Annotated in this window: 24 protein-coding genes; 8 read left to right on the top strand and 16 right to left on the bottom strand. The window is 61.0% G+C overall.

What is annotated here, in order from left to right; genetic code table 11:
• Nucleotides 1–20 precede the first annotated feature (20 nt).
• Nucleotides 21–518 (top strand): DUF2244 domain-containing protein, encoded by a 498-nt coding sequence (locus AC1DIJ_RS20835; protein WP_112385729.1) that lies wholly within the window; start codon nucleotides 21–23, stop codon nucleotides 516–518.
• A 69-nt stretch (nucleotides 519–587) separates the two neighbouring features.
• Complete coding sequence (locus AC1DIJ_RS20830; RefSeq protein ID WP_112385647.1) at nucleotides 588–1,460, top strand: bifunctional helix-turn-helix domain-containing protein/methylated-DNA--[protein]-cysteine S-methyltransferase; 873 nt, start codon at nucleotides 588–590, stop codon at nucleotides 1,458–1,460.
• Between the two features lie 172 nt (nucleotides 1,461–1,632).
• Here AC1DIJ_RS20830 and AC1DIJ_RS20825 read toward each other — a convergent pair whose 3' ends face one another.
• Nucleotides 1,633–2,613 (bottom strand): sugar-binding transcriptional regulator, encoded by a 981-nt coding sequence (locus tag AC1DIJ_RS20825; RefSeq protein WP_112385646.1) that lies wholly within the window; start codon nucleotides 2,611–2,613, stop codon nucleotides 1,633–1,635.
• Between the two features lie 434 nt (nucleotides 2,614–3,047).
• Here AC1DIJ_RS20825 and tal point away from each other — a divergent pair, with 434 nt between their 5' ends.
• Together tal and AC1DIJ_RS20815 are read left to right on the top strand one after the other, a co-directional pair.
• Nucleotides 3,048–4,013, top strand: a complete 966-nt coding sequence (tal, locus tag AC1DIJ_RS20820) for a transaldolase (RefSeq protein WP_112385645.1) — start codon at nucleotides 3,048–3,050, stop codon at nucleotides 4,011–4,013.
• A 93-nt stretch (nucleotides 4,014–4,106) separates the two neighbouring features.
• On the top strand, nucleotides 4,107–4,772 hold the full coding sequence (locus AC1DIJ_RS20815) for a DUF1345 domain-containing protein (protein ID WP_112385644.1): 666 nt from the start codon (nucleotides 4,107–4,109) through the stop codon (nucleotides 4,770–4,772).
• Nucleotides 4,773–4,790: 18 nt separating this feature from the next.
• Here the strand turns inward: AC1DIJ_RS20815 and AC1DIJ_RS20810 are convergent, their stop codons facing one another.
• On the bottom strand, nucleotides 4,791–4,964 hold the full coding sequence (locus AC1DIJ_RS20810) for a DUF1328 domain-containing protein (protein WP_112385643.1): 174 nt from the start codon (nucleotides 4,962–4,964) through the stop codon (nucleotides 4,791–4,793).
• A 275-nt stretch (nucleotides 4,965–5,239) separates the two neighbouring features.
• Here AC1DIJ_RS20810 and AC1DIJ_RS20805 point away from each other — a divergent pair, with 275 nt between their 5' ends.
• A complete protein-coding gene (locus tag AC1DIJ_RS20805) occupies nucleotides 5,240–5,872 on the top strand; it encodes a YjbE family putative metal transport protein (RefSeq protein ID WP_112385642.1) in 633 nt (210 codons plus the stop codon).
• On the opposite strand, the gene AC1DIJ_RS20800 is transcribed toward AC1DIJ_RS20805, so the two are convergent.
• From AC1DIJ_RS20800 to AC1DIJ_RS20770, 7 genes are all read right to left on the bottom strand, one after another.
• A complete protein-coding gene (locus AC1DIJ_RS20800; RefSeq protein ID WP_112385641.1) occupies nucleotides 5,869–6,966 on the bottom strand; it encodes a helix-turn-helix transcriptional regulator in 1,098 nt (365 codons plus the stop codon). The two genes, AC1DIJ_RS20805 and AC1DIJ_RS20800, sit on opposite strands and share 4 nt — an antisense overlap.
• 173 nt (nucleotides 6,967–7,139) lie before the next feature.
• Nucleotides 7,140–8,567 (bottom strand): gamma-aminobutyraldehyde dehydrogenase, encoded by a 1,428-nt coding sequence (locus AC1DIJ_RS20795; RefSeq protein ID WP_112385728.1) that lies wholly within the window; start codon nucleotides 8,565–8,567, stop codon nucleotides 7,140–7,142.
• Between the two features lie 48 nt (nucleotides 8,568–8,615).
• Nucleotides 8,616–9,431, bottom strand: coding sequence for an ABC transporter permease (locus AC1DIJ_RS20790; RefSeq protein ID WP_112385640.1), 816 nt, complete (start codon nucleotides 9,429–9,431; stop codon nucleotides 8,616–8,618).
• Nucleotides 9,421–10,383 carry an ABC transporter permease gene (locus AC1DIJ_RS20785; protein ID WP_112385639.1) on the bottom strand — a complete coding sequence of 321 codons (963 nt, stop codon included), beginning with the start codon at nucleotides 10,381–10,383 and terminating at the stop codon, nucleotides 9,421–9,423. The genes AC1DIJ_RS20790 and AC1DIJ_RS20785 overlap by 11 nt, the downstream gene beginning before the upstream one ends.
• The gene (locus tag AC1DIJ_RS20780; RefSeq protein ID WP_112385638.1) at nucleotides 10,380–11,363 is read right to left on the bottom strand and encodes an ABC transporter ATP-binding protein; all 984 of its coding nucleotides are present in this window, start codon (nucleotides 11,361–11,363) and stop codon (nucleotides 10,380–10,382) included. The genes AC1DIJ_RS20785 and AC1DIJ_RS20780 overlap by 4 nt, the downstream gene beginning before the upstream one ends.
• 168 nt (nucleotides 11,364–11,531) lie before the next feature.
• Complete coding sequence (locus AC1DIJ_RS20775; protein WP_112385637.1) at nucleotides 11,532–12,692, bottom strand: ABC transporter substrate-binding protein; 1,161 nt, start codon at nucleotides 12,690–12,692, stop codon at nucleotides 11,532–11,534.
• Nucleotides 12,693–12,813: 121 nt separating this feature from the next.
• Complete coding sequence (locus AC1DIJ_RS20770; protein ID WP_112385636.1) at nucleotides 12,814–13,725, bottom strand: LysR family transcriptional regulator; 912 nt, start codon at nucleotides 13,723–13,725, stop codon at nucleotides 12,814–12,816.
• 179 nt (nucleotides 13,726–13,904) lie between these two features.
• Here AC1DIJ_RS20770 and AC1DIJ_RS20765 point away from each other — a divergent pair, with 179 nt between their 5' ends.
• The gene (locus AC1DIJ_RS20765) at nucleotides 13,905–14,654 is read left to right on the top strand and encodes a hypothetical protein (RefSeq protein ID WP_112385635.1); all 750 of its coding nucleotides are present in this window, start codon (nucleotides 13,905–13,907) and stop codon (nucleotides 14,652–14,654) included.
• 87 nt (nucleotides 14,655–14,741) lie between these two features.
• On the opposite strand, the gene lysS is transcribed toward AC1DIJ_RS20765, so the two are convergent.
• The 4 genes from lysS to AC1DIJ_RS20745 form a co-directional block, all read right to left on the bottom strand.
• Nucleotides 14,742–16,238, bottom strand: a complete 1,497-nt coding sequence (gene lysS, locus AC1DIJ_RS20760; protein WP_112385634.1) for a lysine--tRNA ligase — start codon at nucleotides 16,236–16,238, stop codon at nucleotides 14,742–14,744.
• 16 nt (nucleotides 16,239–16,254) lie between these two features.
• Entirely contained in the window at nucleotides 16,255–17,712 is a 1,458-nt protein-coding gene (gene gltX / locus AC1DIJ_RS20755; RefSeq protein ID WP_112385633.1) for a glutamate--tRNA ligase, read from the bottom strand.
• Nucleotides 17,713–17,906: 194 nt separating this feature from the next.
• Nucleotides 17,907–19,676, bottom strand: a complete 1,770-nt coding sequence (locus AC1DIJ_RS20750; RefSeq protein WP_112385632.1) for an SLC13 family permease — start codon at nucleotides 19,674–19,676, stop codon at nucleotides 17,907–17,909.
• A gap of 91 nt (nucleotides 19,677–19,767) precedes the next feature.
• Nucleotides 19,768–20,523 carry a bestrophin-like domain gene (locus AC1DIJ_RS20745; RefSeq protein ID WP_162705920.1) on the bottom strand — a complete coding sequence of 252 codons (756 nt, stop codon included), beginning with the start codon at nucleotides 20,521–20,523 and terminating at the stop codon, nucleotides 19,768–19,770.
• A gap of 134 nt (nucleotides 20,524–20,657) precedes the next feature.
• On the opposite strand from AC1DIJ_RS20745, the gene AC1DIJ_RS20740 reads away from it, so the two are divergent.
• Complete coding sequence (locus AC1DIJ_RS20740) at nucleotides 20,658–21,203, top strand: glutathione peroxidase (RefSeq protein WP_112385631.1); 546 nt, start codon at nucleotides 20,658–20,660, stop codon at nucleotides 21,201–21,203.
• Here the strand turns inward: AC1DIJ_RS20740 and AC1DIJ_RS20735 are convergent, their stop codons facing one another.
• On the bottom strand, nucleotides 21,204–22,037 hold the full coding sequence (locus tag AC1DIJ_RS20735) for an AraC family transcriptional regulator (protein ID WP_112385630.1): 834 nt from the start codon (nucleotides 22,035–22,037) through the stop codon (nucleotides 21,204–21,206). It abuts the gene before it with no gap.
• Between the two features lie 93 nt (nucleotides 22,038–22,130).
• On the opposite strand from AC1DIJ_RS20735, the gene AC1DIJ_RS20730 reads away from it, so the two are divergent.
• Nucleotides 22,131–23,054: a phytanoyl-CoA dioxygenase family protein gene (locus tag AC1DIJ_RS20730; RefSeq protein ID WP_112385629.1), complete on the top strand. Its 924-nt coding sequence runs from the start codon at nucleotides 22,131–22,133 to the stop codon at nucleotides 23,052–23,054.
• A gap of 55 nt (nucleotides 23,055–23,109) precedes the next feature.
• Here the strand turns inward: AC1DIJ_RS20730 and AC1DIJ_RS20725 are convergent, their stop codons facing one another.
• Together AC1DIJ_RS20725 and AC1DIJ_RS20720 are read right to left on the bottom strand one after the other, a co-directional pair.
• Nucleotides 23,110–23,859, bottom strand: coding sequence for a TerC family protein (locus AC1DIJ_RS20725; protein ID WP_112385628.1), 750 nt, complete (start codon nucleotides 23,857–23,859; stop codon nucleotides 23,110–23,112).
• A 158-nt stretch (nucleotides 23,860–24,017) separates the two neighbouring features.
• Entirely contained in the window at nucleotides 24,018–24,695 is a 678-nt protein-coding gene (locus tag AC1DIJ_RS20720; protein ID WP_112385726.1) for a TetR/AcrR family transcriptional regulator, read from the bottom strand.

The following is a 24,695-nucleotide window of genomic DNA, read 5'->3' as shown; positions in this document are numbered from 1 at the left end:
ACAATCTATACTCATCAGCCATGACGGAAAGCAACGCCGACAGCGCGGTCGAACAGCCTGTTTTCGCCGCCGAACTCTTCCCCTACCGGTCGCTCGGCCGCAAGGGGTTTCGTGTGCTGCTCGCGCTTTCCGGTGCCGTCTGCCTGATGTACGGAATGTTCTTCGTCGTGACGGGTGCCTGGCCGATCGGCTTTTTCTTCGGTCTCGATTTCGCGCTTCTCTACGGTGCCTTCTGGCTGAACTACCGCTCCGGACGTGCGCGGGAAGAGGTCACCGTTTCGCGAAGCGACGTGGCGATCCGCAAGTTTGCGCCGTCGGGCAAGATGATCGAGCACCATTTTAATCCGTTCTGGACGCGCTTCCTGGTGCGGCGGCATGAGGAGATCGGCATTCTCTCCATGCATGTTGCGGGTGAGGGGCGGCGCACGGATATCGGCTCATTCCTCAATCCCGATGATCGCGAAAGTTTCGCCAAGGCCTTCAAGGGCGCGCTGGCGACGGTGAAGCGGCGGATCTGAAAGCCGCGCAAGAAACGGGTGGTTTCGCAGATCCCGCTTGATTATCTCCTTGATACAAGGAGAAATACGATGAACATGATCGCAAATCTGAACAGAGACATCACGCCTGATGGTCCCGATTACGAGACCGTTCGGCGGGTCATCGAATTGATCACCGAGGATTATCGCGACCAGCCTTCGCTGGAAGACATCGCCGCGCGCCTCAACCAATCGCCGACGCAATTGCAGAAGACCTTCACGCGCTGGGCCGGGCTTTCGCCCAAGGCCTTCCTGCAGGCGGTGACGCTCGATCACGCCAAGCGCCTGTTGCGCCAGGAAGAGCTGCCTTTGCTGGAGACGTCTTTCGAGGTCGGTCTCTCCGGCCCCAGCCGTCTGCACGATCTGTTCGTCACCCATGAGGCCATGTCTCCGGGCGAGTGGAAGGCAAGGGGCGGCGGGCTGACCATTCGCTACGGTTTCCACACCTCGCCCTTCGGCGTCGCGCTGGTGATGGCCACCGATCGCGGGCTGGCCGGGCTCGCCTTCAGCGATCTCGGCGACGAGGCGGCCTGCCTGGAGGATATGACCTGCCGTTGGCCGAATGCCGACTATGTCGAAGACCGGCAGGCGACGGCGCCTTATGCCGAGCGGATCTTCCAGCCCGGCAAATGGTCGTCCGAGCAGCCGCTTCGCGTCGTGCTGATCGGTACCGATTTTCAGGTGCGCGTCTGGGAAAGCCTGCTGAAGATCCCCTTCGGCAAGGCCGTGACCTATAGCGACATCGCCAGCGACATTGGTAGCCCGAAAGCCATGCGTGCCGTCGGTGCGGCTGTCGGCGCCAACCCGATCTCATTCGTGGTGCCGTGTCACCGCGCGCTCGGCAAGAGCGGAGCGCTGACGGGATATCACTGGGGTTTGACGCGCAAGCGCGCCATGCTTGGCTGGGAGTCGGCGCACGCCTGAAAAGTTTGCGCGAGCGGCCCCCTCATCCGGCTGCCGCCACCTTCTCCCAGAGGGGAGAAGCGACTCGTGGCGGCGTGCCGTTCCGTCTCAGATTTCGGGGTAGGCGGTTCTTTTCCCTTCTTCCCCGGGGAGAAGGTGCCCAAAGGGCGGATGAGGGCGCCAAGTCCGCGAGCTAGCCTTCGGCCAATTCCAACAATGCTTTCGCCGCGCTCTCATCCGTGATCAGCGTATTGCAGCCGATCCGCTTGATCGTGGCGCGAATAGCGGTGGCGCGGTGTGCGCCGCCGGAGGAGAGCACGATGTGCTTTGCCTTTTTCAACGTGTCGAGATCGACCGACATGACGCGGCTGTTGATCGAGTGATCGACGGTGTTTCCGTCCTTGTCGAGGAAGTTGAACATCGTGTCGCAGACGCAGCCGGCGTCGATCAGCTCTTGCAGCTCGGCCTTCGAAATCCATCCCTCGGAGAGCGACGTCGAATGCGGACCGATATCGCCGCAGGAGACGATTGCCAGGTCAAGATTCTCGGCAAGCCGGTAGATCGAGTCAAGGCCGCATTTATCGATCAGGTTGCGTTTGGTCTCGATGGAATCGACCAGCAGCGGCGCCAGGAACATGTAGCACTCGGCGCCGAGCTGACTCGCCAGGCGCCAGGTGTAGTCGATTGGATTGGTCTGGTGCACGGCAACGACGCCACCGAGCAGCGAGACGACCTTGCAATTGTCGCGCCGGGGCGAGCGGAAGCTTGAGAGCGAGGCTGTCATCGTGCGGCCCCAGCCGACGCCGATCGTGTAGTTGTCGGGGATGGCTTCGGAGAGAAACTGGCCGAGCGCCAGGCCGACGCTTTTCGCCAGCGCATTAACGTCGCTGTTTGCGGGGGAGGGGACGACAATTGCCTCATCAAGGCCGTAGGCGCGCTCGAGCTTGACCGAAAGCTCGACACAGTCGCCGATCGAATCGTTGATCCAGATCTGCACTTCGCTGCGCTTCATCGCTTCGTCGAGAAGGCGGATGACGGTGGTGCGGCTGATGCCGAGTTGCTCGGCAACGTCCTTCTGCGTGAGGCCCTGATTGTAGTAGAGCCACGCCGCCCTGAGCCTCAGCGAGGAAGCTTCGGAATAAGCGGTGTGCGTGCCGCGCTTCAGCTTGACCACATCTTCTCCCGCGAGAATTTCACCCTAATTGCCTGCAGCAAGCGAAAGGCGCTCGGGCATCGCATTGTTCCCGCCGATAATGACGGGTGTGACACTTATGTCAATTGAAATGCACAAATGTCCTTGACTTTCGATGAACGGAATTGCGATATTATCCGCGACAGACGTCGTTCTTGTCCGTCCGAGGAGGACAGTGTGCGGGCATACGGAAAGTCAGGACCGGCCTTGGTGCCGCAGGCATTGCCTGCGCCGAATTATCGCGCCATTCTTTCGGCTCCGGCCCGGAACATTGCCGGTGCAACTCCCGTTAGCTCAACAGCCGTGATGGAGCCGCGCTTCTTCGCCTGCAACACGAACGTCAGCATTCCGTAGATCACCTCTTTTCCGGGCGAAGGTCGCGCCGGTTCGCAGCTCAGTCACAAAGGATTTTGACCATGACATCCAAGCTTGACCAACTCCGCGAGATAACCACGGTGGTTGCCGATACCGGCGACATCGAGGCCGTGGCGCGCCTGAAGCCCGTCGATTGCACGACTAACCCGAGCATCGTTCTGAAGGCACTCGGCACGCCTATGTTTGCCGATGCGATCAAGGAAGGTGTTGCCTGGGGCAAGAAGCAGGGCGGCAATGCCGAGGCTGTTTCGGCCGCCGTTGCCGATCGCCTGGCGATCTCCGTTGGTGCCGCGCTCTCGAAGCTGGTGCCTGGCCGCGTCTCGACGGAAGTCGATGCCGACCTTTCCTTCGATACCAAGGCTTCGATCGACAAGGCTCACAGCATCATCGCCGGCTACAAGGAACGTGGCATCGAGAAGGACCGTATCCTGATCAAGCTCGCATCCACCTGGGAAGGCATCCGCGCTGCCGAAGTGCTGCAGAAGGAAGGCATCGACTGCAACCTGACGCTGCTCTTCTCGAAGGCACAGGCCGTCGCCTGCGCTGACGCCAAGGTGTTCCTGATCTCGCCCTTCGTCGGCCGTATTCTCGACTGGTACAAGAAGTCGACGGGCAAGGATTACACGCCTGAGGAAGATCCGGGCGTGGTCTCCGTTCGCGATATCTACAACTACTACAAGGCCAACGACATCAAGACGATCGTCATGGGTGCCTCGTTCCGCAGCGCCGGTGAAATCGAAGCGCTGGCCGGTTGCGATCGCCTGACGATTGCGCCGAACCTGCTCGATGAACTGTCGAACGACCAGGGCAAGCTCGAGCGCAAGCTGTCGCCGGAGACGGTGAAGCCGGCTGCGAAGATCAGCGTCGATGAAAAGACGTTCCGCTGGATGATGAACGAAGATGCGATGGCGACCGAAAAGCTCGCCGAAGGCATCCGCGCGTTCGCCAAGGATCTCGGCACGCTGCGCGGCATGGTGCAGAAGGAACTGCAGCTCGCTGCTGCCTAAGGCCTTTACACAAGTCCTTGAAAAGGCCCGGACGCCGATGGTGTCCGGGCCTTTTTCATGTTTCATATCATCAGCTGAGACGGGAGAAGCGGAATGGCAGGCGGGAAGCGCTCCGGGTTTATGAGCTACGCAATCAGGCATGGCAGTTTCATCATCGCTTTCGCTGCCGGGTTTGCTGTGTTCCTGCTGCTGACGTCCCGCGACGTGAATGCCAAGAATGTGCTGGTCGGCTGGAATGTGACAGCGATCGTCTTCATCGTGATAAGCTGGCGCAAGATGCTGCGGGCGACCGTTTCCGATATTCGCCGCCGCTCCGAAGACCTCGATTTTTCCGATACGTTCGTACTGTTCCTGTCGATCGCCGCCGCCGTTGCGAGCATTGCCGGTATCGGTCTCGAGCTGCATTCAGTCAAGGACGCGCCGGCCGATGTGGCGCTGGGACGGGCCATGGCGGCGATCGTCACCATCCTGATTTCCTGGGTTTTCCTGCACACGCTCTTCACGATCCACTATGCCCACCGTTTTTATGGCGGGCGGGACAAGGCTGAAGGTCTGGTTTTTCCAGACAAGATAGAGGAGCCCATCTATTGGGACTTCCTCTATTTCTCCTTCACCATCGGTGTCGCCGCACAGACGGCCGATATCGGCCTGTCGTCGCGCACGATGCGCAAGATCGCGCTGCTGCATGCCGTGCTGTCGTTTCTCTTCAACACGACAATCCTGGCGCTGGCGATCAATGTCGGGGCGAGCCTGCTCTGAGGCTCGCCGCTTTTTGCGCTAGAGGATCGCCTGTCCCGCCATCAGTGCAAGGACGAGGAAGATCAGGAAGATCACCAGGGCGATGCCGAAGAGGACGCGCGCGATCGTCGCGGTCGCAGCGGATATGCCCGAGAAGCCGAAGAAGCCGGCGATCAGCGAAATGACGAAAAATATGAGAGCCCACTTAAGCATGGAGGTTTCCTCTGTGTTGGACGCAGAAGAAGACGCGGAAGACGGCAATTTGTTCCCGTCGCATAATAAAATCGATTGAAATAACAGGCGATTTTCCAATCTGCCTTCATCGGCCGGTCGCAGGGCTTTTCAACCGGGCCTTGATCTGTTTCAAACTTTTTCTAGGAAGAGCCCCCAATTCCTAAGGGTCACGATCTGCCGCGTATCTGCGCTGCAGGCGCGCTGAAGGCGTGGGGATTTTCTCATCGATTTGCCCCATCGACGAAAGTGCCTTGATGTCCTCCTTCTTTGATCCCGCCGTCATTTCCATCTATCTCGAAGTCATCATGATCAACATCATCCTCTCCGGGGATAATGTGATTGTCATCGGCATGGCGGCGGCGGGTCTGGCGCCGGAGCTGCGCGGCAAGGCGATCGTCGCAGGCATTGCCGCAGCTGCGGTGATCCGCATCGTCTTCGCCGTCATCGCCGCCGAACTGCTCGTCATCAAGGGGATCAACCTGATCGGCGGCTTCCTGCTGCTCTGGATCTGCTGGACGATGTTCAAGGAACTTCGGGAGGCGGGCGAAGAAGAGGGTGGAGATGACGCGGCCGGGCATCATGCGCACAAGCCGAAGCTTCTGCGTCAGGCGATCGGGCAGATCATCTTCGCCGATCTCTCGATGTCGCTCGATAACGTTCTGGCGGTGGCGGGTGCCGCGAAATCGAACATGACGGCGCTGGTTTTCGGCCTCATTCTCTCGGTCGTTCTCATGGGCGTCGCCTCGAATTTCGTCGCCAAGCTGCTCAGCCGCTTCCGCTGGATCGGCTGGATCGGTCTTGCCATCATCGTCTATGTGGCGCTCGACATGATCTGGGAAGGCGGCTGGGAGCTATGGGCGCTCTATGGTGCCCAGGTGGTCACCTAAGACTTCAGACCTGAGAGCAGGGCGATCAGCTGCGCCTGCCTTTGAGTGCCCGTCTTGGCGAGTACGCGTTTGACGTAGCCGCGCGCCGTTTCATATTGCAGTCCGCAAATGGTGGCGATTTCTCGCGGCGAGGAGCCGTCAAGCAGCAGCTTTGCCACCGTGCCTTCCTGCGGCGTCAGCGCAAAGGTGCTGCGCAGCAGCTCAATGCTCGGCCCTTCGCGTTCTGCGAGGTCGGTGATCAGGACGACAACGCTGGAATGGGCAAAGAGGTCTGCGGCGAGACCCTGAAGCTTCTGGACGCGGGCGACCAGCGGCGGCTTTCCGGTTCGGGATATGCGGACAGACGGAAGATCGATGAACAGCGCGCCATCGGCCGCCGACAGGACCTGCCGCTGCAGCTGCGCCGCCTCGCTCTGTTTTACCGAGAAGAACTCGCCGCCTGCGACGCGGACTTCGTCATCGAGCAGCTTTTCGGCTCGGCTGTTGAGATAGGTGATCCGGCCCTTGCGGTCGAAGAAGATTGCTGCGGCGGCAGTGAGGTCGAAGGCGTCTCCCATGCCGCCGACCTTTGCCGCATCAAGGGTCCGGACGATCTCCGCGGCGGCCGAGAGCCGTGATTGCATGGCGAGCAGCAGCGGTTCATCAGAGCGGTCGAAGGGCGTGTCGTTCATGCCCCGCTGCAGATTGATGCTGAGGGTGCTGCCCCTGATTTCGAAGAGGACCATCGCGGAATAGCGCATGCCGAAGCGCGCCAGAAAATCGGTATAAAAGGCCTGGCGCTCGAAATCGGCGCTGTCTGCGATGTCGTGCTCGATCACCACGCCCTTGCTGAGGCCGATCGGCAGACCGCGCTCGCGAAAGTCGCGCTTGTACCAGCCTTCGGCGAAATAGACGTCGAAGGCCTCCAGAAAATTGGGGGTGGTCAGCACGCCAGCTTCGAATTTTCCGCGCACGGGCATGATGTGCGCGCCGGCCGAACCGGTCGCGCGGCTGATCGCCTCCAGCGTGCCGGCCCAAGTCTCCGGCATCAATGCGGAATCCATCAAACCGGCAAGTGCGCGCTCGAGTTCTGCAATATTAATTACCGATGCCATTGAAACTTATCAGCCTTCGTAGCCCCCCGCGGCCATTGCCAAGGCTTTGCTCAAATATGGAGCAGATGTTCGTTCAACGCAATATTGAAATATATCAACAAAAAGACCGCCGTAGTTGTTCACGGCGGCCTCGTATCACAGATATGTTATTGCAATAACCCCTTCGGGTTATTTCATCCGTGGTTGATCATTACGTGGCGGACCGCCGTGTAGTCTTCCAAAGCATAGACCGACATGTCCTTGCCGTAGCCGGATTGCTTGACGCCACCATGCGGCATCTCGTTGACCAGCATGAAATGCGTGTTGATCCAGGTGCAGCCATATTGCAGGCGGGCGGCCGTCTTCATGCCGCGGCCGATATCCTTGGTCCAGACGGAAGAGGCCAGGCCGTAGTCGCTGTCATTCGCCCAGGTCACGGCATCCTCGACATCGCTGAAGCGGGTGACCGAGACGACGGGGCCGAAGACTTCGCGGCGGACGATCTCATCGTCCTGCGTCGCGCCGGCAATGACGGTCGGGGTGAAGAAGAAGCCCTTGTCGCCGGAGGCCTTGCCACCGGTGGTGACTTCCATGTGCTTGTGCTCGGATGCCCGGGCGACGAAACTTTCCACGCGGTCGCGCTGGCGCTTGGAGATCAGCGGGCCGATCTCGTTTTCGGTGTCTTCGGCCTGATTGAACTTGATCGAGGAGACGGCGGAGGAGAGGTCGGCGACGAATTTGTCGTAGACCTTGGCGTCGGCATAGATGCGGCAGGCGGCGGTGCAGTCCTGACCGGCATTGTAATAGCCGAAGGTGCGGATGCCGGCGACGACGGCGTCGATATCGGCATCGTCGAAGACGATGACCGGCGCCTTGCCGCCGAGTTCCAGATGGGTGCGCTTGACGGTCTTGGCGGCGGCCTGCAACACCTTCTTGCCGGTGGCGACATCGCCGGTGATCGACACCATGCCGATCTTCGGATGGTTGATCAGCGCGTTGCCGACGCTCTCGCCGCGGCCGAGGATGACGTTGACGACGCCTTCGGGCAGGATTTCGGAGAGCAGCTTCGCCATCTTCAGCGCCGTTAGCGGCGTCTGTTCAGAGGGCTTGAAGACAACCGTGTTGCCGCCGGCGATCGCCGGTGCCAGCTTCCAGGCCATCATCATCAGCGGATAGTTCCAGGGCGCGATCGAGCCGACGATGCCGATCGGATCGCGGCGGATCATCGAGGTGTGACCGGGCAGGTATTCGCCGGCGGCTGGGGCATGCAGATTGCGCACGGCGCCCGCAAAGAAGCGGTAGCAATCGACGATCGCCGGGATTTCATCGTTGAGGACGGCGTTGATCGGCTTGCCGCAGTTCAGCGCTTCCAGCGCCGCGAAACCCTGCGCATCCCGCTCGATCGCGTCGGCGATCTTCAGGAGGTAGGAGGAGCGCTCGCCGGGCGTCGTCTGCGACCAGCTCTTGAAGGCCTTATCGGCGGAATCTACGGCGGCGTCGACCTGGCCGAGCGACGCTTCCGGCAGATCCAGCACCTTTTCGCCCGTCTTCGGGTTCAGGACGTGTTCTTCCGTTTCCGTGCCCGCTTCGAAGCGCGAGCCGATCAGCATTTGGGTGTCCATGATGTTCTCCCTTTTGTTCATCGAGCGGATGGGGGCATCCCACTCTGGTTATTTTCCGGCGCCGGCAATCTGGTCGCCGTCGCGGGTGAGGTAATAGGCTGCGAGGATTGGCAGGAAGGTAACCAGCACGACCACCATGGCGACCACGTTGGTGACGGGGCGCTGGCGCGGGCGGATCAGCTCTTCCAGCATCCAGATCGGCAGCGTTGATTGCTGCCCGCCGGTGAAGGTGGTGACGATGACTTCGTCGAAGGACAGCGCGAATGCCAGCATGCCGCCGGCCAAGAGCGCCGTGCCGATATTCGGCAACACGACATGGCGGAAGGTCTGGAAGCCATCTGCGCCGAGGTCCATCGAGGCCTCGATCAGCGAGCCCGACGTTCGCCGGAAGCGGGCGACGGCGTTGTTATAGACGACGACGACGCAGAAGGTGGCGTGACCGAGCACGATCGTCCAGACCGAGAACGGGATATCGAACAGGCTGAAGGCCGAGCGCAGCGCAATGCCGGTGATGATCCCGGGAAGGGCGATCGGCAGGATGACGAGCAGCGAGATCGCCTCACGGCCGAAGAATTTCGTCTGGCTGACGGCGGCGGCGCAGAGCGTGCCCAGCACGAGCGCGATCGCGGTGGCGATGCAGGCGACCTGAACGGACAGCCCCAATGCGGACCAGACGTCCGGGCGGTTCCAGGCAATGCCGAACCACTGCAGGGTCAGGCCGGGCGGCGGCCACTGGTAGCTCTTCTCTTCCGTCGTGAAGGCATAGACGAAGATCAGCAGGATCGGCAGATGCAGGAAGAGCAGCCCGCCTGCGGCGGCGATCTTGAGGATCAGAGGGGATCGTTGTCCGCGATCAGAGCGCATCGAAAGCTCCCTGTTTTTTGGCAAGCCAGAGATAGATGGCCATGATGACGATCGGCACGACGGAGAAGGCGGCGGCGAGCGGCACGTTTCCGGCCGTGCCCTGCTGCGTATAGACCGCCTGGCCGATGAAAAGACGCGAGGAACCGATGATCTGCGGGATGATGTAGTCGCCGAGCGTCAACGAGAAGGTGAAGATCGAACCGGCGACGATGCCCGGCAGTGCCAGCGGGAAGAGCACGGTGCGGAAGGTCTGGCGCGGGGTGGCGCCGAGATCCGAAGAGGCCTCGATCAGGTTACCGGGCACGCGCTCGAGGGCGGCCTGCGTCGGCAGGATCATGTAGGGCAGCCAGATATAGACGAAGACGATGAAAGTGCCGAGGTAGCTGACGGAGAGCGAATTGCCGCCGATGACGGGCAGGTTCAGGATGCCGTCGAGCAGCCAGGAGAGATAGAGCTTGTCGAAGAACCAGGTGAGGATGCCTTCCTTAGCGAGGATCAGCTTCCAGGCGTAGATCTTCACCAGATAGCTCGACCAGAGCGGCAGCATGATGCCGAGATAGAAGAGCGCCTTCCATTTTCCCTGCGCATAGCGCGCCGCATAATAGGCGATCGGGAAGGCGATGAAGGCGGAGGCGACGGTGACGAGCGCCGCCATGACCACCGTGCGGACGATGATGTCGAAATTGGTCGGGTTCAGCAGCTGCGCATAGGTGGACAGCGTGAACTCGTAGCTGATCATCCCCGAGAAATCGTCGATCGAGAAGAAGCTCTGCAGCAAAAGAGCGATCAGCGAGCCGATATAGATGATGCCAAGCCAGAGCAGCGGCGGTGTCAGCATCAGGAACAGCAGCAGTTTCGGGTGCCGCCAGAAGGCGTCGGAGAGGCTGCCGAAAAACCCGCCTCGGCCGGGCAGGATCGACGTGTCCTTGCCTGTCATCGCAATGGCGCTCATGCCGCGTCATCCATGTAGTGGACGTCGCCCGGCTGCCAGCCGAGGCGGACGCTGGAGCCAACGTCGGGCACATCGGCGCCGGCGGGCAGCATCACATGCAGGCGGGTGCCGCGGATATCGACGGTGAGCCGCGTTGCGGCGCCAAGGAAGCTGGCGTTCTCGACCTTTGCTTCTGCGCCATCGCCGAGGCGGATTGCCTCGGGGCGAAGGCTCGCCCAGCGCTTTTCGCCACCGAGAGAGGCCATGAATTCCGGGGCGATGACGTTCGACGAGCCGACGAAATCGGCGACGAACCGGGTTTTCGGGCGACGGTAGATATCGTGCGGCGTGCCTTCCTGAACGATGCCGCCATCGTTGAAGACGGCAACACGGTCGGCCATGGACAGCGCCTCCCCCTGATCGTGGGTGACGAAGACGAAGGTGATGCCGAGGGCGCGCTGCAGGCTCTTCAGTTCCTCCTGCATCTGTTCGCGGAGTTTGAGATCGAGCGCGCCGAGCGGCTCGTCGAGGAGCAGCACCTTCGGTTTGTTGACGAGGGCGCGCGCCAGCGCCACGCGTTGGCGCTGGCCGCCCGAGAGCTGGCCGGGCCGGCGGGTGCCGTAGCCGGGGAGCTTGACCAGCTCCAGCGCCTTCTCGGCTTCCCGCAGGCGCTCAGCCTTGCCGACGCCCTTGACCATCAGGCCATAGGCGACATTGTCGAGAATGTTGAGATGCGGGAAGAGCGCGTAGTCCTGGAAGACGGTGTTGACGTTGCGGCGATAGGGCGGAACGCCCTCGGCGGTTTCGCCGAAAATCTGGATATGCCCGCTGGTCGGCTGCTCGAAGCCGGCAATCAGCCGGAGGCAGGTGGTCTTGCCGGAGCCGGAGGGGCCGAGCATGGCGAAGAACTCGCCCGGCGCGATCTCGAGATCGACGCCATCGACGGCGCGGACCTGGCCGAAGTGACGCGAGACCTTCTGGAAACGGACGGCGGGTGTCATGTGGGGGCTCCGGGCGTGTCTAAGTGATGCTTCAATCTTGGCAAAATACCCCGCCCCAAAGGGGCTTAACCCCGCCATTCCCTCTTGGCGAACTCAGACGTTGAGATTGGAGCGGAGCGGTGCATCGAGTAGCCCCTCCCCCTTGTGGGGAGGGGTTGGGGAGGGGACTTACCGCCCGCCGATCACGCCGACATAGTCGGAGACCCAGCGATGGTACGGCACGCATTCGCTCTGCGTCGTGCACTTGGCAACCGGGGTCTTCCAGAACTTGATCTTGTCGAAGTGGTCGAAGCCGTTGGTGGCGCAACCGGTGTCGGTCATCAGCTCGTTGCCCTTGCAGGCTGCCGGAACCGAGGGAACGGCGCCGAACCAGGCGGCGGCGTCGCCCTGAACCTTGGCGGACAGCGAGTGTTCCATCCACATATAGGCGCAGTTCGGGTGGTCGGCGTCGGCATGCAGCATCGTCGTATCGGCCCAGCCGGTGACGCCTTCCTCGGGGAAGGTCGAGGCAATCTTCTGCTTGTCTGCCTGCATCAGGTTGACCTGGAACGGCCAGGAGCCGGAAGCGACGACGCCTTCGTTCTTGAAGTCGTCGATCTGGATCATCGCATCGTGCCAGTAACGGGAGACGAGCTTGCGCTGGCCGCGCAGCAGGTCGAGCGCTGCCTTGTACTGATCTTCGTTCAGTTCGTAGGGATCCTTGATGCCGAGCTCCGGCTTGTGGGCCATGAGATACATGGCGGCATCGGCGATATAGATCGCGCCGTCATAGGCCTGGACGCGGCCCTTGTTGGACTTGCCGTCCGGCAGGGTTTCTTCCTCGAAGACCACCTTCCAGCTGGTCGGCGCCTTATCCTTGAAGGCGTCGGTGTTGTACATCAGCACGTTCGGTCCCCAGAGGTAGGGAACGCCGTAATGCACGCCGCCGACCGTGTACCACGGACCCTGCTGCAGGCGCGGATCGACATTCTTGAAGCTCGGGATCAGATCGGTGTTGATCGGCTGGACGCGCTTGCCGGCGATGAGGCGAAGCGAAGCGTCGCCGGAGGCGGTGACGAGGTCGAAGCCGCCTTCGTTCATCAGCGAGACCATTTCGTCTGATGTCGCGGCGGTCTTTACGGTGACCTTGCAGCCGGTGTCCTTTTCGAAGCCGGTGACCCAGTCGTAATTCTTGTCGGTTTCGCCGCGCTCGATATAGCCGGCCCAGGCGACGATGCTGACAGCACCTTCACCCTTGCCCAACGTCTTCAGCGGTTCTGCGGCAATAACCTGCGTTGCGAAACTCAGGCACGCGAGTGCGGCCGTGCAGGATTTCAAGAGATTCGTCATCGTCTGTCTCCCGGTTTGAGCCGCTTGTTGCGGCATTTTGTTCCCGGTTGAAAAGTTGCGATGAAAAATCCGCTTTCGCAAATTCATTTATCAGAAAGGTGATATCGGAAATTCCGATAGATCAGGAGCGTATGCGGCCGGAGCGCATGCTTTCAGCGATGCCGACGAAATCCCGCGCCGCCTGCGGCAGGCTCGATCCCTTGCGCCAGACCATGCCGACCTGCACCACCGGCAGAGAACCCGAGACATCGCGGCTCTCGATACGGTCGCCTTCCAGCGACCAGGGCCGATAGACGAGGTCGGGCAGCAGCGCGACACCGGCGCCGGTCGCAACCAGGCTTCGTACCGCTTCGACGGAGCGTGTGCGGAAGGCGACGTGCGGGCGGGCGCCGAGCGCCGAGAGCAGCTTGCCGGTATTCTCCTCGATTTCATCGACCGTCAGCATGATCAGCGGCTCGCGGGCGATATCGGCAACCGAGATGATGTCGGCGGAGACGAGCGGATGGCCCATCGGCAGCCAGAGGCGGTAGGGCGAGGTCTCAAGAATTTCCGCCTGAAGCGCCATGCGGTCGCGCAGATTAGAGATCACCATGACGGCGACATCGAGCTCGCCGCCGACGAGAAGATGTTCGAGATAGCCGCCATTGTCCTCAATGGCGCTGACATCGACACCCGGGCAGGCGCGGCGATAACGGGCCAGCAGATCGGAGAGCACATAGCCGGCGACAAGCGAGGTCACACCAATATTGAGTGTTCCCGACAGCGCGCTTTGCTGACCAGAAAAACTGGTGCGGGCATCCGAGACCGTTGCCAGGATTTTCGTCGCATGGCGGAGAAACTGATGGCCATTATGCGTGATGGTCAGTCCACGCGGGTGGCGATCGAAGAGCGTGACGCCGAGATCCGTTTCCAGCTCTTTCAGGGCTTCGGTGACCGACGATTGCGAGATCGAAAGGTTCTGCGCGGCGCGCGTCACCGAACCCTGTTCGGCAACGGCGACAAAATATTGGAGCTGACGAAGCGTGAAGGCCATGCGGCTTTAGAGCATGCCGAAATACAGCCTGACAAGTCTGTGAATATCCGGACCTTTTTTGGTGTTTTATTCTCACCGATGCGTTTTTACTGATGCCACTTAAGCATTCCGAAACGTCGTTTCACTAGCTTTCCGAACATGTATCGAGTTGGAGTCTTGTCGATGGCGGAGCAGTTGGCGTGAAGGCCTTACTGCGCATATTCCGGCCTTCCCGGAAGCTGGCAATCGTTATCGGCGGCATGGCGCTTTTCGCGGGCGCTTCCGGCGGCGCAGCGCTTTATATTGGCAAGGACAAGATTCTTGGCCCTCCGGCAGAGGAGGTCAACGGCGTTTCCTGTACCGATGTCACGCTGGTGACGATCAAGAAACAGGACCATGTCTGGCTCCGCAAATACATCAAGACCGAACCGACCGATGGCGTGACGCGTGTCCGCACCGCGCTTCGCGTGGCGCAGGCACTCTATAACGACAGCAAGCCCGATCTGGTGCAGGTCGTGGTGCTGGATCAGAACGGCCCGACCGTGCGTTCGGATATCCGCGGCCGGGCGATCGGCGCCGATGTCGTCTATATTCCGCATCCGGAAAAGATGATCGAGGGTATCGACGACAAGCCGTTCACGGCGCGCTACTACGACGGCCAGGCAAGTGCCAACGGGCTGTTCTTCGGCGAGCGCGTCGATCTTCCCGAAACCGAAATCCAGGCGCTGAACGCCTCGTTTAACGAGCATTCCGATTGCATCGACCCGACCGCTGTCGCCTCGACCGAAGGCGGAGAGGGTGGCGGCAAGAAGGGCGGCAAGGGCCAGAAGGCCAAGGGCGGCGAGGGCGAGGGCGAAGCACCTGCGGCCGAGGGCAAGGAAGGCGAAGCGCCAGCAGCCGAAGGTGGCGGCGAAGGCAGCGAGGCCGCGCCTGCCAAAAGCGGGCACTGAGATTTTCAACAGTTTAGCCGGTGACGGCAAAGAAAAAGCGGAGCGTCCTTTCGGGCGCTCCGCTTTTGTCGTTTAGGATGGCTGTTCTCAGTCTGCCTTGGCGCGGCGGGCCGGGAAGAGAATGACGTCGCGGATCGATGGTGCGTTGGTGAGCAGCATGATCAGGCGATCGATTCCGATGCCAAGACCACCCGCGGGCGGCATGCCCTGGTCGATGGCATCAAGGAATTCGTCGTCGAGTTGCTTGTCCTTTTCGCCGCGTGCGTGGGCCTGCTCCAGCTGCTCGACCATGCGGCGGCGCTGTTCTTCGGGATCGTTGAGCTCCGAGAAGGCATTGCCGAGTTCCCAGGCGTTGCAATAGGTCTCGAAGCGTTCGACGAGGCGCGGTTCGCCCGGCACTTCCTTGGCGAAGGGCGAGATGTCCTTCGGGAAGTGGGTGACGTGGCTCGGCTGGATCAGCGTGGCCTCGACCTTCTCTTCGAAGATGAAGGCCAGGCATTCGCCCCAGGTCCAATCCTTCTCGACTTCGAAACCGGCAGCCTTGGCGGCAGCGCGTGCTTCTTCGTCGGTCTTCATCGCCAGGAAATCGATGCCGGTCACTTCCTTAACGGCATCCGGCATCGGCACGCGCTTGAACGGACCCTTGAAGGACAGCGTCTTGTCGCCGAACGGGAATTCGGTCGCGCCGTGGATCTGCAGTGCGAGGGTTTCGAACAGCCGCTCGACGAGGTCCATGATGTCCTCGTAGTCGGCATAGGCCCAGTAGCACTCCATCATCGTGAATTCAGGATTGTGCCGGGTGGAAACGCCTTCGTTGCGGAAGTTGCGGTTGATTTCGAAGACCTTGTCGGTGAGGCCCGAAACCAGCGTGCGCTTCAGGAAAAGTTCCGGCGCAATGCGCAGGTACATGTCGAGCTTCAGCGTGTTGTGATGCGTTTTGAACGGCTCGGCTGTGGCGCCGCCATAGACCGAATGCAGCATCGGCGTCTCGATTTCCATGAAGCCGTCATTTTCCATGAAGCGGCGCACGCCCGAAACGATCTTCGAGCGCTGCTGGAAGCGGAGCTTGGACTCCTCATTGGTCATGATGTCGAGATGGCGCTTGCGATAGCGGATCTCGATGTCGGAAATGCCGTGCCACTTCTCCGGCATGGGGAGAAGCGACTTCGTCAGCATGGTGATTTCGCGGGCGTTGATCGACAGCTCGCCGCGCTTGGTGCGGCGCACGGTGCCGGTGACGCCGATGATGTCGCCCATATCGATCATGCCAAGCATGTTGCGGGCTGCTTCCGGCGTCACGTCCTTGTGGCTGAAGATCTGGATCTTGCCGCCGGCGTCATGGATATCCATGAACATGCCCGAGTTGCGCGAGGAATAGACACGGCCTGCGACGGTGACGACATCCTGCGTCTCGACGTCGGATTCCAGATCCTTGTACTTTTCCGACAGCTCGGCGTTGGTCATCGTCCGGTGGAAATGCGCCGGATAGACGTCGCCGATCTGCTCGCGTAGCAGCTTGAGCTTCTGGGCGCGCACTTCAGTGGCGTCGGAGGAAAGGGTCGCTGTTTCGGTCTTTTCGGTCATGGTGCAAATGTCCGGTTCAGTTCTTCGGGCCGACGAGAGAGGCGACTGCCTGCGAGGCGAGCTTGAGACGCTGGCGCACGACCGAGCGGCCGAGGATCGCCATGGAATCGAAGAGCGGCAGCGAGCGTGACGAGCCGGAGACGGCAACGAAGAGCGGCGCTACCACGACCTTCAGCTTCTTGCCCATGCGGTCGGCAATCGCGCGCAGTTCGGCTTCGATCGTCTCGACATTCCATTCGAGGATCTTTTCGAGATCCGGCTGAACGGTGTTGAGGATCTCGAGGATCTCTTCCGGCGGCGACTTGATCTTGGCAAAGGCCGAGGGATCGAGGCCGAGATCAGACTTCAGCAGGAAGCCGGCGAGCTCCGGCAGTTCGCCGAGCTTGGAAATGCGCGACTGCGACAGGCGAAGACCGGCCTTCAGGCGGTCGTTTTCCATGGCCCAGGTCAGGACGCGGGCCTGGAATTCCTCTTCCGACATCTTCTCGCGGATCCAGCGGCCGTTCAGCCAGTCGAGCTTCTGAATGTCAAAAATGGCGCCGGCCTTGGAAAGGTTCTCCGGGTCGAACTTGGCGGCGAGCTCCTCGATATCGAGCAGCTCCTCGCCTTCGGCGATCTGCACGAAGAACAGGCCGAGGAAGTTCATCAGCGCTTCCGGGATGTAGCCGAGAGCGGAGTAATAGGAGATGGAGGTCGGGTTCTTGCGCTTCGAAAGCTTCGACTTGTCGGCATTTCGCATCAGCGACAGATGCATGAAGACGGGCGCTTCCCAACCGAAATAACGGTACAGCAGGATGTGCTTCGGCACCGAAGCCAGCCACTCCTCGCCGCGGGCGACGTAGGTGATCTTCATCAGGTGATCGTCGATGACGTTTGCCATGTGATAGGTCGGCATGCCGTCGCCCTTGATGAGGACCTGCATGTCGACGCTGTCCCACGGGATCGACACGTCGCCATAGACGCCGTCGTTGAAGTCGCAGGAGCCCTCAGCAGGGATCTTCATGCGGATGACCGAGCTTTCGCCGGCAGCCATCTTGGCGCTGACTTCTTCGGCCGAGTATTTCAGGCAGAGACCATCGTATTTCGGCGCCTTGCCGGCGGCGCGCTGGGCTTCGCGCATCTGCTCCAGACGCTCGGGGGTGCAGAAACAGCGGAAGGCATGGCCCTTGTCGAGCAGTTCCTGGCCGTAGGGCGTGTACATGTCCTTGCGGTCGGACTGGCGGTAAGGGCCGTAGGGGCCGCCGACGTCAGGACCTTCCGACCATTCGAGACCGCACCACTTCAGCGCGTCCAGCACCTTCTGCTCGAATTCCGGGGTCGAGCGGGTGGCATCGGTATCTTCGATGCGCAGGATGAACTCGCCGCCGTTCTTCTTGGCGAAGAGATAGTTGAAGAGTGCAATATATGCGGTGCCGACATGCGGCTCGCCGGTCGGCGAGGGAGCAATGCGGACGCGGACGCCGGAAGCTGTCATTTGTTTTGTGCCCGTCAAATGAATGCCGACGGCTTTTGCTGTGAAAAGCGGCGCGCGGCAGGAAGAATGCAGATAACTGGATCAGGAAACCGGCCGGATAAGGGCAAGTTGCGCACTTCGCCCGGCGATTGTCCGTTTGGCTGGCCTTAAGGCCATATTCGACCGCTGACGTCAAGAAAAATGGGCGCTCCGGCTCATTGCAGCGGCCAGACATAGAGCAGCATGGGAACGCTGACGAGGATGATGATGAAGGAAAGCGGCAGGCCGAGACGGGGGTAATCGCTGAAGCGATAACCGCCCGGGCCGAAGACCAACGTGTTGCACTGGTGGCCGATCGGGGTGAGGAAATCGCAGCCGGCGCCGATCGCCACCGCCATCAGGAAGGCCTCCGGCTTGTAACCGAGCGTCTGAGCGAAGCTGGCGGCAATCGGCGCCATCACCAGCACGGTGGCGGCGTTGTTGAGGAAGGGCGTCACCGCCATCGCGGTGATCAGGATGAGTGCCAGCGCGCCGAATGGCGGCATCTGTGCGGCGAAGTGGCCGAGCCAGCCGGCAATCAGCTCGCTGCCGCCGGTGGTGCGCAGCGAGTCCGAGACCGGGATCAGGGCGGCAAGCATGATCAGGATAGGGCCGTCAAACGCTTTGTAGACATCGGCCAGCGGGATGACGCGGAAGACGATCATGGCCAATGCGGCGCAGAAGAAGGCGGTTGCGACCGGCGCAAGGCCTGCTGCCGTGGCGCCCATGGCGGCCGCGAGGATCAGCAGCGGCACATAGGCGCGGCGCTGGGTGCCGAGCAGGATATCGCGCTGGGCAAGCGGCAGGCAGGCAAACTCTTGGAGGAACGCCGGAAGGCTCTTGCGGCTGCCCTGGAGGACGAGGACGTCGCCGGATTTGAGCGTGACTTCGCTCAGCCGTTCGGTGAGCCGGTGACCCTGGCGGCTGACGGCCAGCAGATTGATGCGCCGGCGATTGAAAAGCGAAAGCTGGCGCGCCGACCAGCCGATGAGAGTCGATTCCGACGACACGACGGCTTCGATGGAGGTAACGTCGCCTTCTTCTTTCGCTGCCGGTATCTGCTTGCCTGACAGTTTGAGCTTGGCGTTGGAAACCACACGGTCGAGTGCCTCCGGGCCGCCTTCGAGCAGGATCGTGTCGCCTAATTTCAGCGTCACATCGGGAAAAGGCGACAAGCGGGAATGCCCGCGCAGGATGGCTGTCGCCACCACCTCGCCATCGCCGAGCTGGAGGATATCGCGGAGCTTCTTGCCATCGAAGCCGGAGTCATCGACGACGGTGGCTTCCGAGAAATAGGTCTTCAAACCCAGCGCTTCTTCCAGCGACGGGTTTTCGTTTTCCCGCTCCGGGACCAGCCAGTGAAAGAAGATCAGGAAGAGCACGCCGACGACGGCCAGTGTCGCGCCGACGGGGGTGAAATCGAACATGGTGAAGGATGTGCCGGTGATTTCCTCCCGCAGCCGCGAGACGACGATGTTCGGCGAGGTGCCGATCTGCGTCATCAGGCCGCCGAGCAGGGCCGCAAAACTCATCGGCATCAGATAGAGCGAGGGCGATTTCCCTGTCTTCTTCGAGAACTGGAAGGCGACCGGGATCATGATCGCCAATGCGCCGATATTCTTGATGAAAGCGGAGAGCACGGCGACAACGATCAACAGCAGCGCCAGCTGCGTATGCAGCGAATTGAGGTTCGGGAAGAAGCGTTTGATGGCGCTGTCGACGATGCCGGAGCGGGCGACGCCTGCGCTCACCACCAGGGCGCTGCCGACGATGATGACGATGTCATCGCTGAACCCCGAGAAGGCCTTGTCGAAGGGGACGATGCCGACACAGATCGCCAGCACCAGCGCGCAGCAGGCGACAAGATCATAACGGAAGCGGTCCCAGATGAAGACGGCCATCATCAGGCCAATGACGCCGAAGGCGAGAATCTGCGGGGTGGTCATGCTGCTCCAGAGGCTGGAATTCCGAACGCGAAGAAGCTCCGCGACAGGAGTAACTGTAACGCCGCCTGCGCTTATCAATCCCGCCCGTGCATCATTGCTGCAGTTCGGCGAGCGCCCGGCGAAGCGGCGCGTCGGAAATCTGGATCATGCCGGCAAAGGGGATATCCATATCGAGCACGAGGTAGATCGACGCGGAAATCAGAAAGGCAGCAATCAGGAACATCGACAGCACGATGATATTCTTGGGCGCCCGGAACCCGAAACTCGCGAAGATCAGCGTCAGCCAGGCCATCAGCATGAAGACCAGCGGCATCGGAATGACGCCTTCCGACTGCTCGACGATCACCCATCGCCGCTCGACGATGGTCTTGTATTGTTGCCGGGCGTCGGTCCAGAGCGCCATGTGATTGGGATCGGTCGGGTTCATGACGGCAATGTTGTTGCCGATGGCATTCAGTGCCATTTCCGATTTGCGATCGCTCTGGAGTACCGGATCCACGAGGCGCATCGGGCTGGCCAGCGCTTGCTCGACATAGTGGATCAGGCTGGCGCGGGTGTCGTCGGCTTCCAGGCCATAGGTTCGCAAGGTGCGGTCGAGCAGGATGATTTCGGTGGCGAAGGAATGGACGCTGTCGTCGATGCCGGCAAATGTGTTCTTCGAGGAATTGATCATCAGACCGAAGACCAGCGAGGTCATGACGACGAAGATGTTGGCGACGAGGCGGACAACGGTATTGGTTTCTTCTTCGCGGTGGCGCGCCGGCAGCCGCGGATAGGCGACCATGGTGCCGATCGAGGCGATAGTCAGGCAGACGAACACTGATCCCGCAACAATGATCTCACGCACCCGAGATTTCCCCTCTCTTCTCTCCGTGGGGCACGTTAGCGCATGCGGAAGATTTTGGCATCAGGGCGGTTTTGAAGGCTGGACAAAGCGCAGCACGGGTATAGCTTCACCGCCCGACGTGAATGGAGACTGATATGACCGAGATCCTCGACATCGCCGTAAAGCTCGCAGACGGCCGCGAGACAAGCCTCAACGAACATCGCGGCAAGGTTATGCTCGTCGTCAATGTTGCATCGAAATGCGGGCTGACGGCGCAGTATGAAGGTCTGGAAAAGCTCTACGAGGACAAGCGCGAGCGCGGCTTCGTCATTGCGGCCTTCCCGGCCAACAATTTCAAGGGTCAGGAGCCGGGAACCGATGCCGAGATCGTCGAGTTCTGCCAGCTGACCTATGATGTGAAATTCCCGATCTATTCGAAGATTTCCGTCAAGGGCGACGACAAGCATCCGCTCTACCGTCAGCTGACCGCCGCACCTTTGCCAACCACCGGCGAAGGACCGATGCGCGAGCGATTGCGCGGCAACGGCCTTGCAGGCGATGCTGACAGTGAAATTCTCTGGAATTTCGAGAAATTCCTGATCGGCCGCAACGGCGACATCGTTGCGCGTTTTGCGCCCGATGTGACCGCCGACGATCAGCGGCTGGTGACGGCGATCGACAAGGAATTGTCCAAGGCCTGATTACTGCCTGCGAAAGCGGCTGCGGAAAGCGGTCGGCGCCATGCCCTCGCGGTTCTGGAAGAGCCGCGAGAAATAAAAGGCATCAACGATGCCGATCTCCCGCGCGATCGCTTCGATCGGGAGATCGGAGGTGGTCAGCAATTGTTTGGCATGGTCGATCCGCAGCCGGAGCTGGAATGCTTTCGGCGAAAGTCCGGTTGCCGCCATGAAGCGGCGGCGGAACGTTGCCGGTGACATTGCGAATTCGGCGGCGAATTTCTGCATGTCGAGATCTTCGAAGGCGCGCCCGGCAAGGGCGGAAACGGCTGCCTCGATCCTGGCGCCATTCACAGTGTCGTTTGTGGCTGAATCCACCTGCCTTGCGGCCTGGATGACGATGCGGTGAAGCGTGGCGGCGGCCGAGCTCAGCGCCAATGTGCTGCCCTCGGTGAAATCCGCGCGGAGCGCCGCAAAGAGCTGCTGCATCTCGTGCAGATTGTTGAGTGCCACATGCGGTGCCGTCTCGGAGATCAGACGCTGGCGGATCAGGCTCGAAGCGAAAGGGCCTTCGAACAGCGCCCATTGCTCTTCCCAGCTTTCGCCCTCGGCCGGGCCATAGGAATGCCGGCTGCCCGGCGTCAGCCAGAAGAGCGCGGGCGCTTCGATTGCGAGCCTGCCTGCCTGTTCGGTTTCCAGCGTGCCGTGCCCCGACTCGACGAGCACCACCGCATGGCAAGGCAGGCGTCGCTCCCGGACGTGCACGGCGATCCGCTGCCGCCCGAAGCCCGTCACCGACAAGGCGGGCGGGTTGATCGATGGTGGCGAGCGGTAGAGCGCGAGCGGCGCGGATTTCATGAGCGAAAAGTCCAGCTGTGAATTCTGTCCATGGCCATCTGCGCTTCATCGCTGCAGCATTGTGGCCTGAATTCGGAGAGGAGGACGATCGAAATGTCAAGTTTGGCCATGAAGACCATTTCTGAGATGCCGGTGCTGAGGGCCGGTGGCAAGGTGCTCTCGACGGCCGGGAACAGGCTTAGCTATCTTGCTCCAACCGATCCAGCGATCGGCATCGCGGCGATCCGCGAGCGCCACGAAGAGCATGGTTATGTCTGGCTGAAGCGGTTTCTCGATCCTGATGCCGTCAATGCGTTTCGCGGCTGGGTGTTCGGGCATCTGGCAGGGGCGGGGCTGATCGAGCCAGGATCAGATCCGCGTCTTGGTCTGGCCGCCGCTGCAGAGAGCGATCCGCAGCAGGCCAACCGCATCCTCATGTCGCTCGTCCGCTCCGTCGCCTATGAAGGTTTTTGCGCCCAGCCGCGGCTTGCGGCTTTCATGGACGAATTCCTGTCTGGCATTTCCTATCTGCATAAGCGCAAGATCATGCGTCACACCCTGCCTGGTAGTTTTACTACGACGCCGGCGCATTACGATCTCGTCTATCTCAGAGGCGGGACAAGCCGCATCGTCACTGCCTGGATTCCGCTCGGCGATGTTCCCGTCAATATGGGCGGGCTCGTCTATCTCGAGGGATCGCATGCGATCGGCAGGCAGATGGAGAAGGAGTTTGCCGCCGGGAGTGCCGGGCTTTCGGCCGAAGAGCGGATCAGCGCCTATAATCGCAACATGACCGAAGGGGGCTGGGTATCGAAAGACCTTCCCGATATGGCCGAGCGCTTCGATACGCGCTGGCTGATCGCCGACTACGAGGCCGGCGATGTGATGCTGCACAGCCCCTACATGATCCATGCCTCGACGGCGAATGAAAGCCCCGGGCGGCTGATCCGTCTGTCGACCGATATCCGCTACCAGAATGTCGACGACGAGATCGATGCGCGCTGGGGCAATCATTGGAGCCTGGGGGACATGCTCTAGGACCGGATGTCTGCCGGGGTCCTAAGGCGCGGCCGGAGCCGCGCCTGTTGTAGAGCTAGTGGCTCTCGCCCTTCTTTCGTTTTCGGGCATTTCTCGCAAACATGTTCAGCACCTCGACCAGCGCCGAGAAGGCCATGGCGGCGTAGACGTAGCCCTTCGGAACATGGAAGCCCATGCCTTCGGCGATCAGCGTCGTGCCGATCATCATCAGGAAGGCAAGCGCCAGCATGACGATGGTCGGGTTCTTCTCGATGAAGTTTGCCAGCGGCGTTGCGGCAACAAGCATAACGGTGACGGCGGCCAGCACGGCGATGACCATGATCGGCAGATGCGGCGTCATGCCGACGGCGGTGATGATGCTGTCGACCGAGAAGACAAGGTCAAGGATCAGGATCTGCACGATCGCCGAGCTGAAGGTCGTCGTCGCAGAGTTTGCGATGAAATCCTCGTTGTGATCGGCGGGATCGACGCTGTGGTGAATTTCCTTCGTCGCCTTCCAGAGCAGGAAGAGACCACCGGCGATCAGAATCAGGTCCTTCCACGAGAAGCCGTGGCCGAAGACCTCGAAGACCGGCGTGGTGAGCTTGACGATCCAGGCGACGGTGCCGAGCAGCGCCAGACGCATGATCAGCGCCAGACCGATACCGACCTTGCGGGCCTTTTCACGGTGTTCGGGCGGCAGCTTGTTGGTGAGGATGGAGATGAAGATAAGGTTGTCGATACCCAGAACGACTTCCATGACGACCAGGGTCACCAGCGCCACCCAGGCGGCCGGATCCTGAACCAGGATCATGATATCTTGCATGAATTGTCTTTCCCTTGCGCCACAGACAGCTGACGCCGAAATCTAGAGTGAAGGCGCAGAGATGCAAGCGCCGCAAGGGGTATACGAAAGCTGGACGGTATTTATTCCGTCAGTGATATGAAGAATGACGCAGTTCCGATGCCGCGAGGCCCACTTCGTCAGGCGGGCTCGTTCTGCTTGGCGCCATAAGCGGCCATGAAGACGCGGATAGCACCGTCGATAACACGCTTCCTCTCGGCCTCGGATGGCGGCTCGGGCATGCTGCCGAACAGGCGGAACTTGAAGAAGCTGCCGCTGGCTAGATCGAGGAACTGTCCGGCGGCAAGATCGACGTCATCGATATTGAGCTCACCCGCCTTCACATATCGCGTGAGATAGTCGTGCAAGACCGTGCGCAGATTTTCCGGGCCATTGAAGAAGCGCTGACAGAGCACCGGCATCCGATCTCGAACGCCGAGAACCGTGCGCATGGCGCTAATCACCTTCTCGCTGGTCACGTGAGCAATGAAGCTCAGGCCGAAGTCGTAAAGGCCTTCCTCGATGTTATCATGGTGCTCGAGAGCGACACGCAGCGCGGCCACGAAGGCGGCGCGTTCGGTCTCGATCATTGCCGTGAAGAGCTCTTCCTTGTTGGCGAAGTAGACATAGAGAGTGCCTTTCGAGACGCCGGCTTCGCGGGTCACGTCGTTCATGCTCGCCGCGTCGAAGCCCATCTTCATGAAGACGCTCTTGGCGCCCTCGAGGATTTGCGTGCGCTTGGCCGGATCTTCTCCGGCTGCCCAGCGGCCAGTGGCTGCTGATGTTTCGGCGGCTGAAACCTTGGACACTTCTGTCAT

This window comes from Rhizobium sp. 10N427 (genome assembly GCF_056394605.1).
Note: the sequence above shows the minus strand (reverse complement) of the source record. Positions and strands in the feature narration are given on the sequence as shown.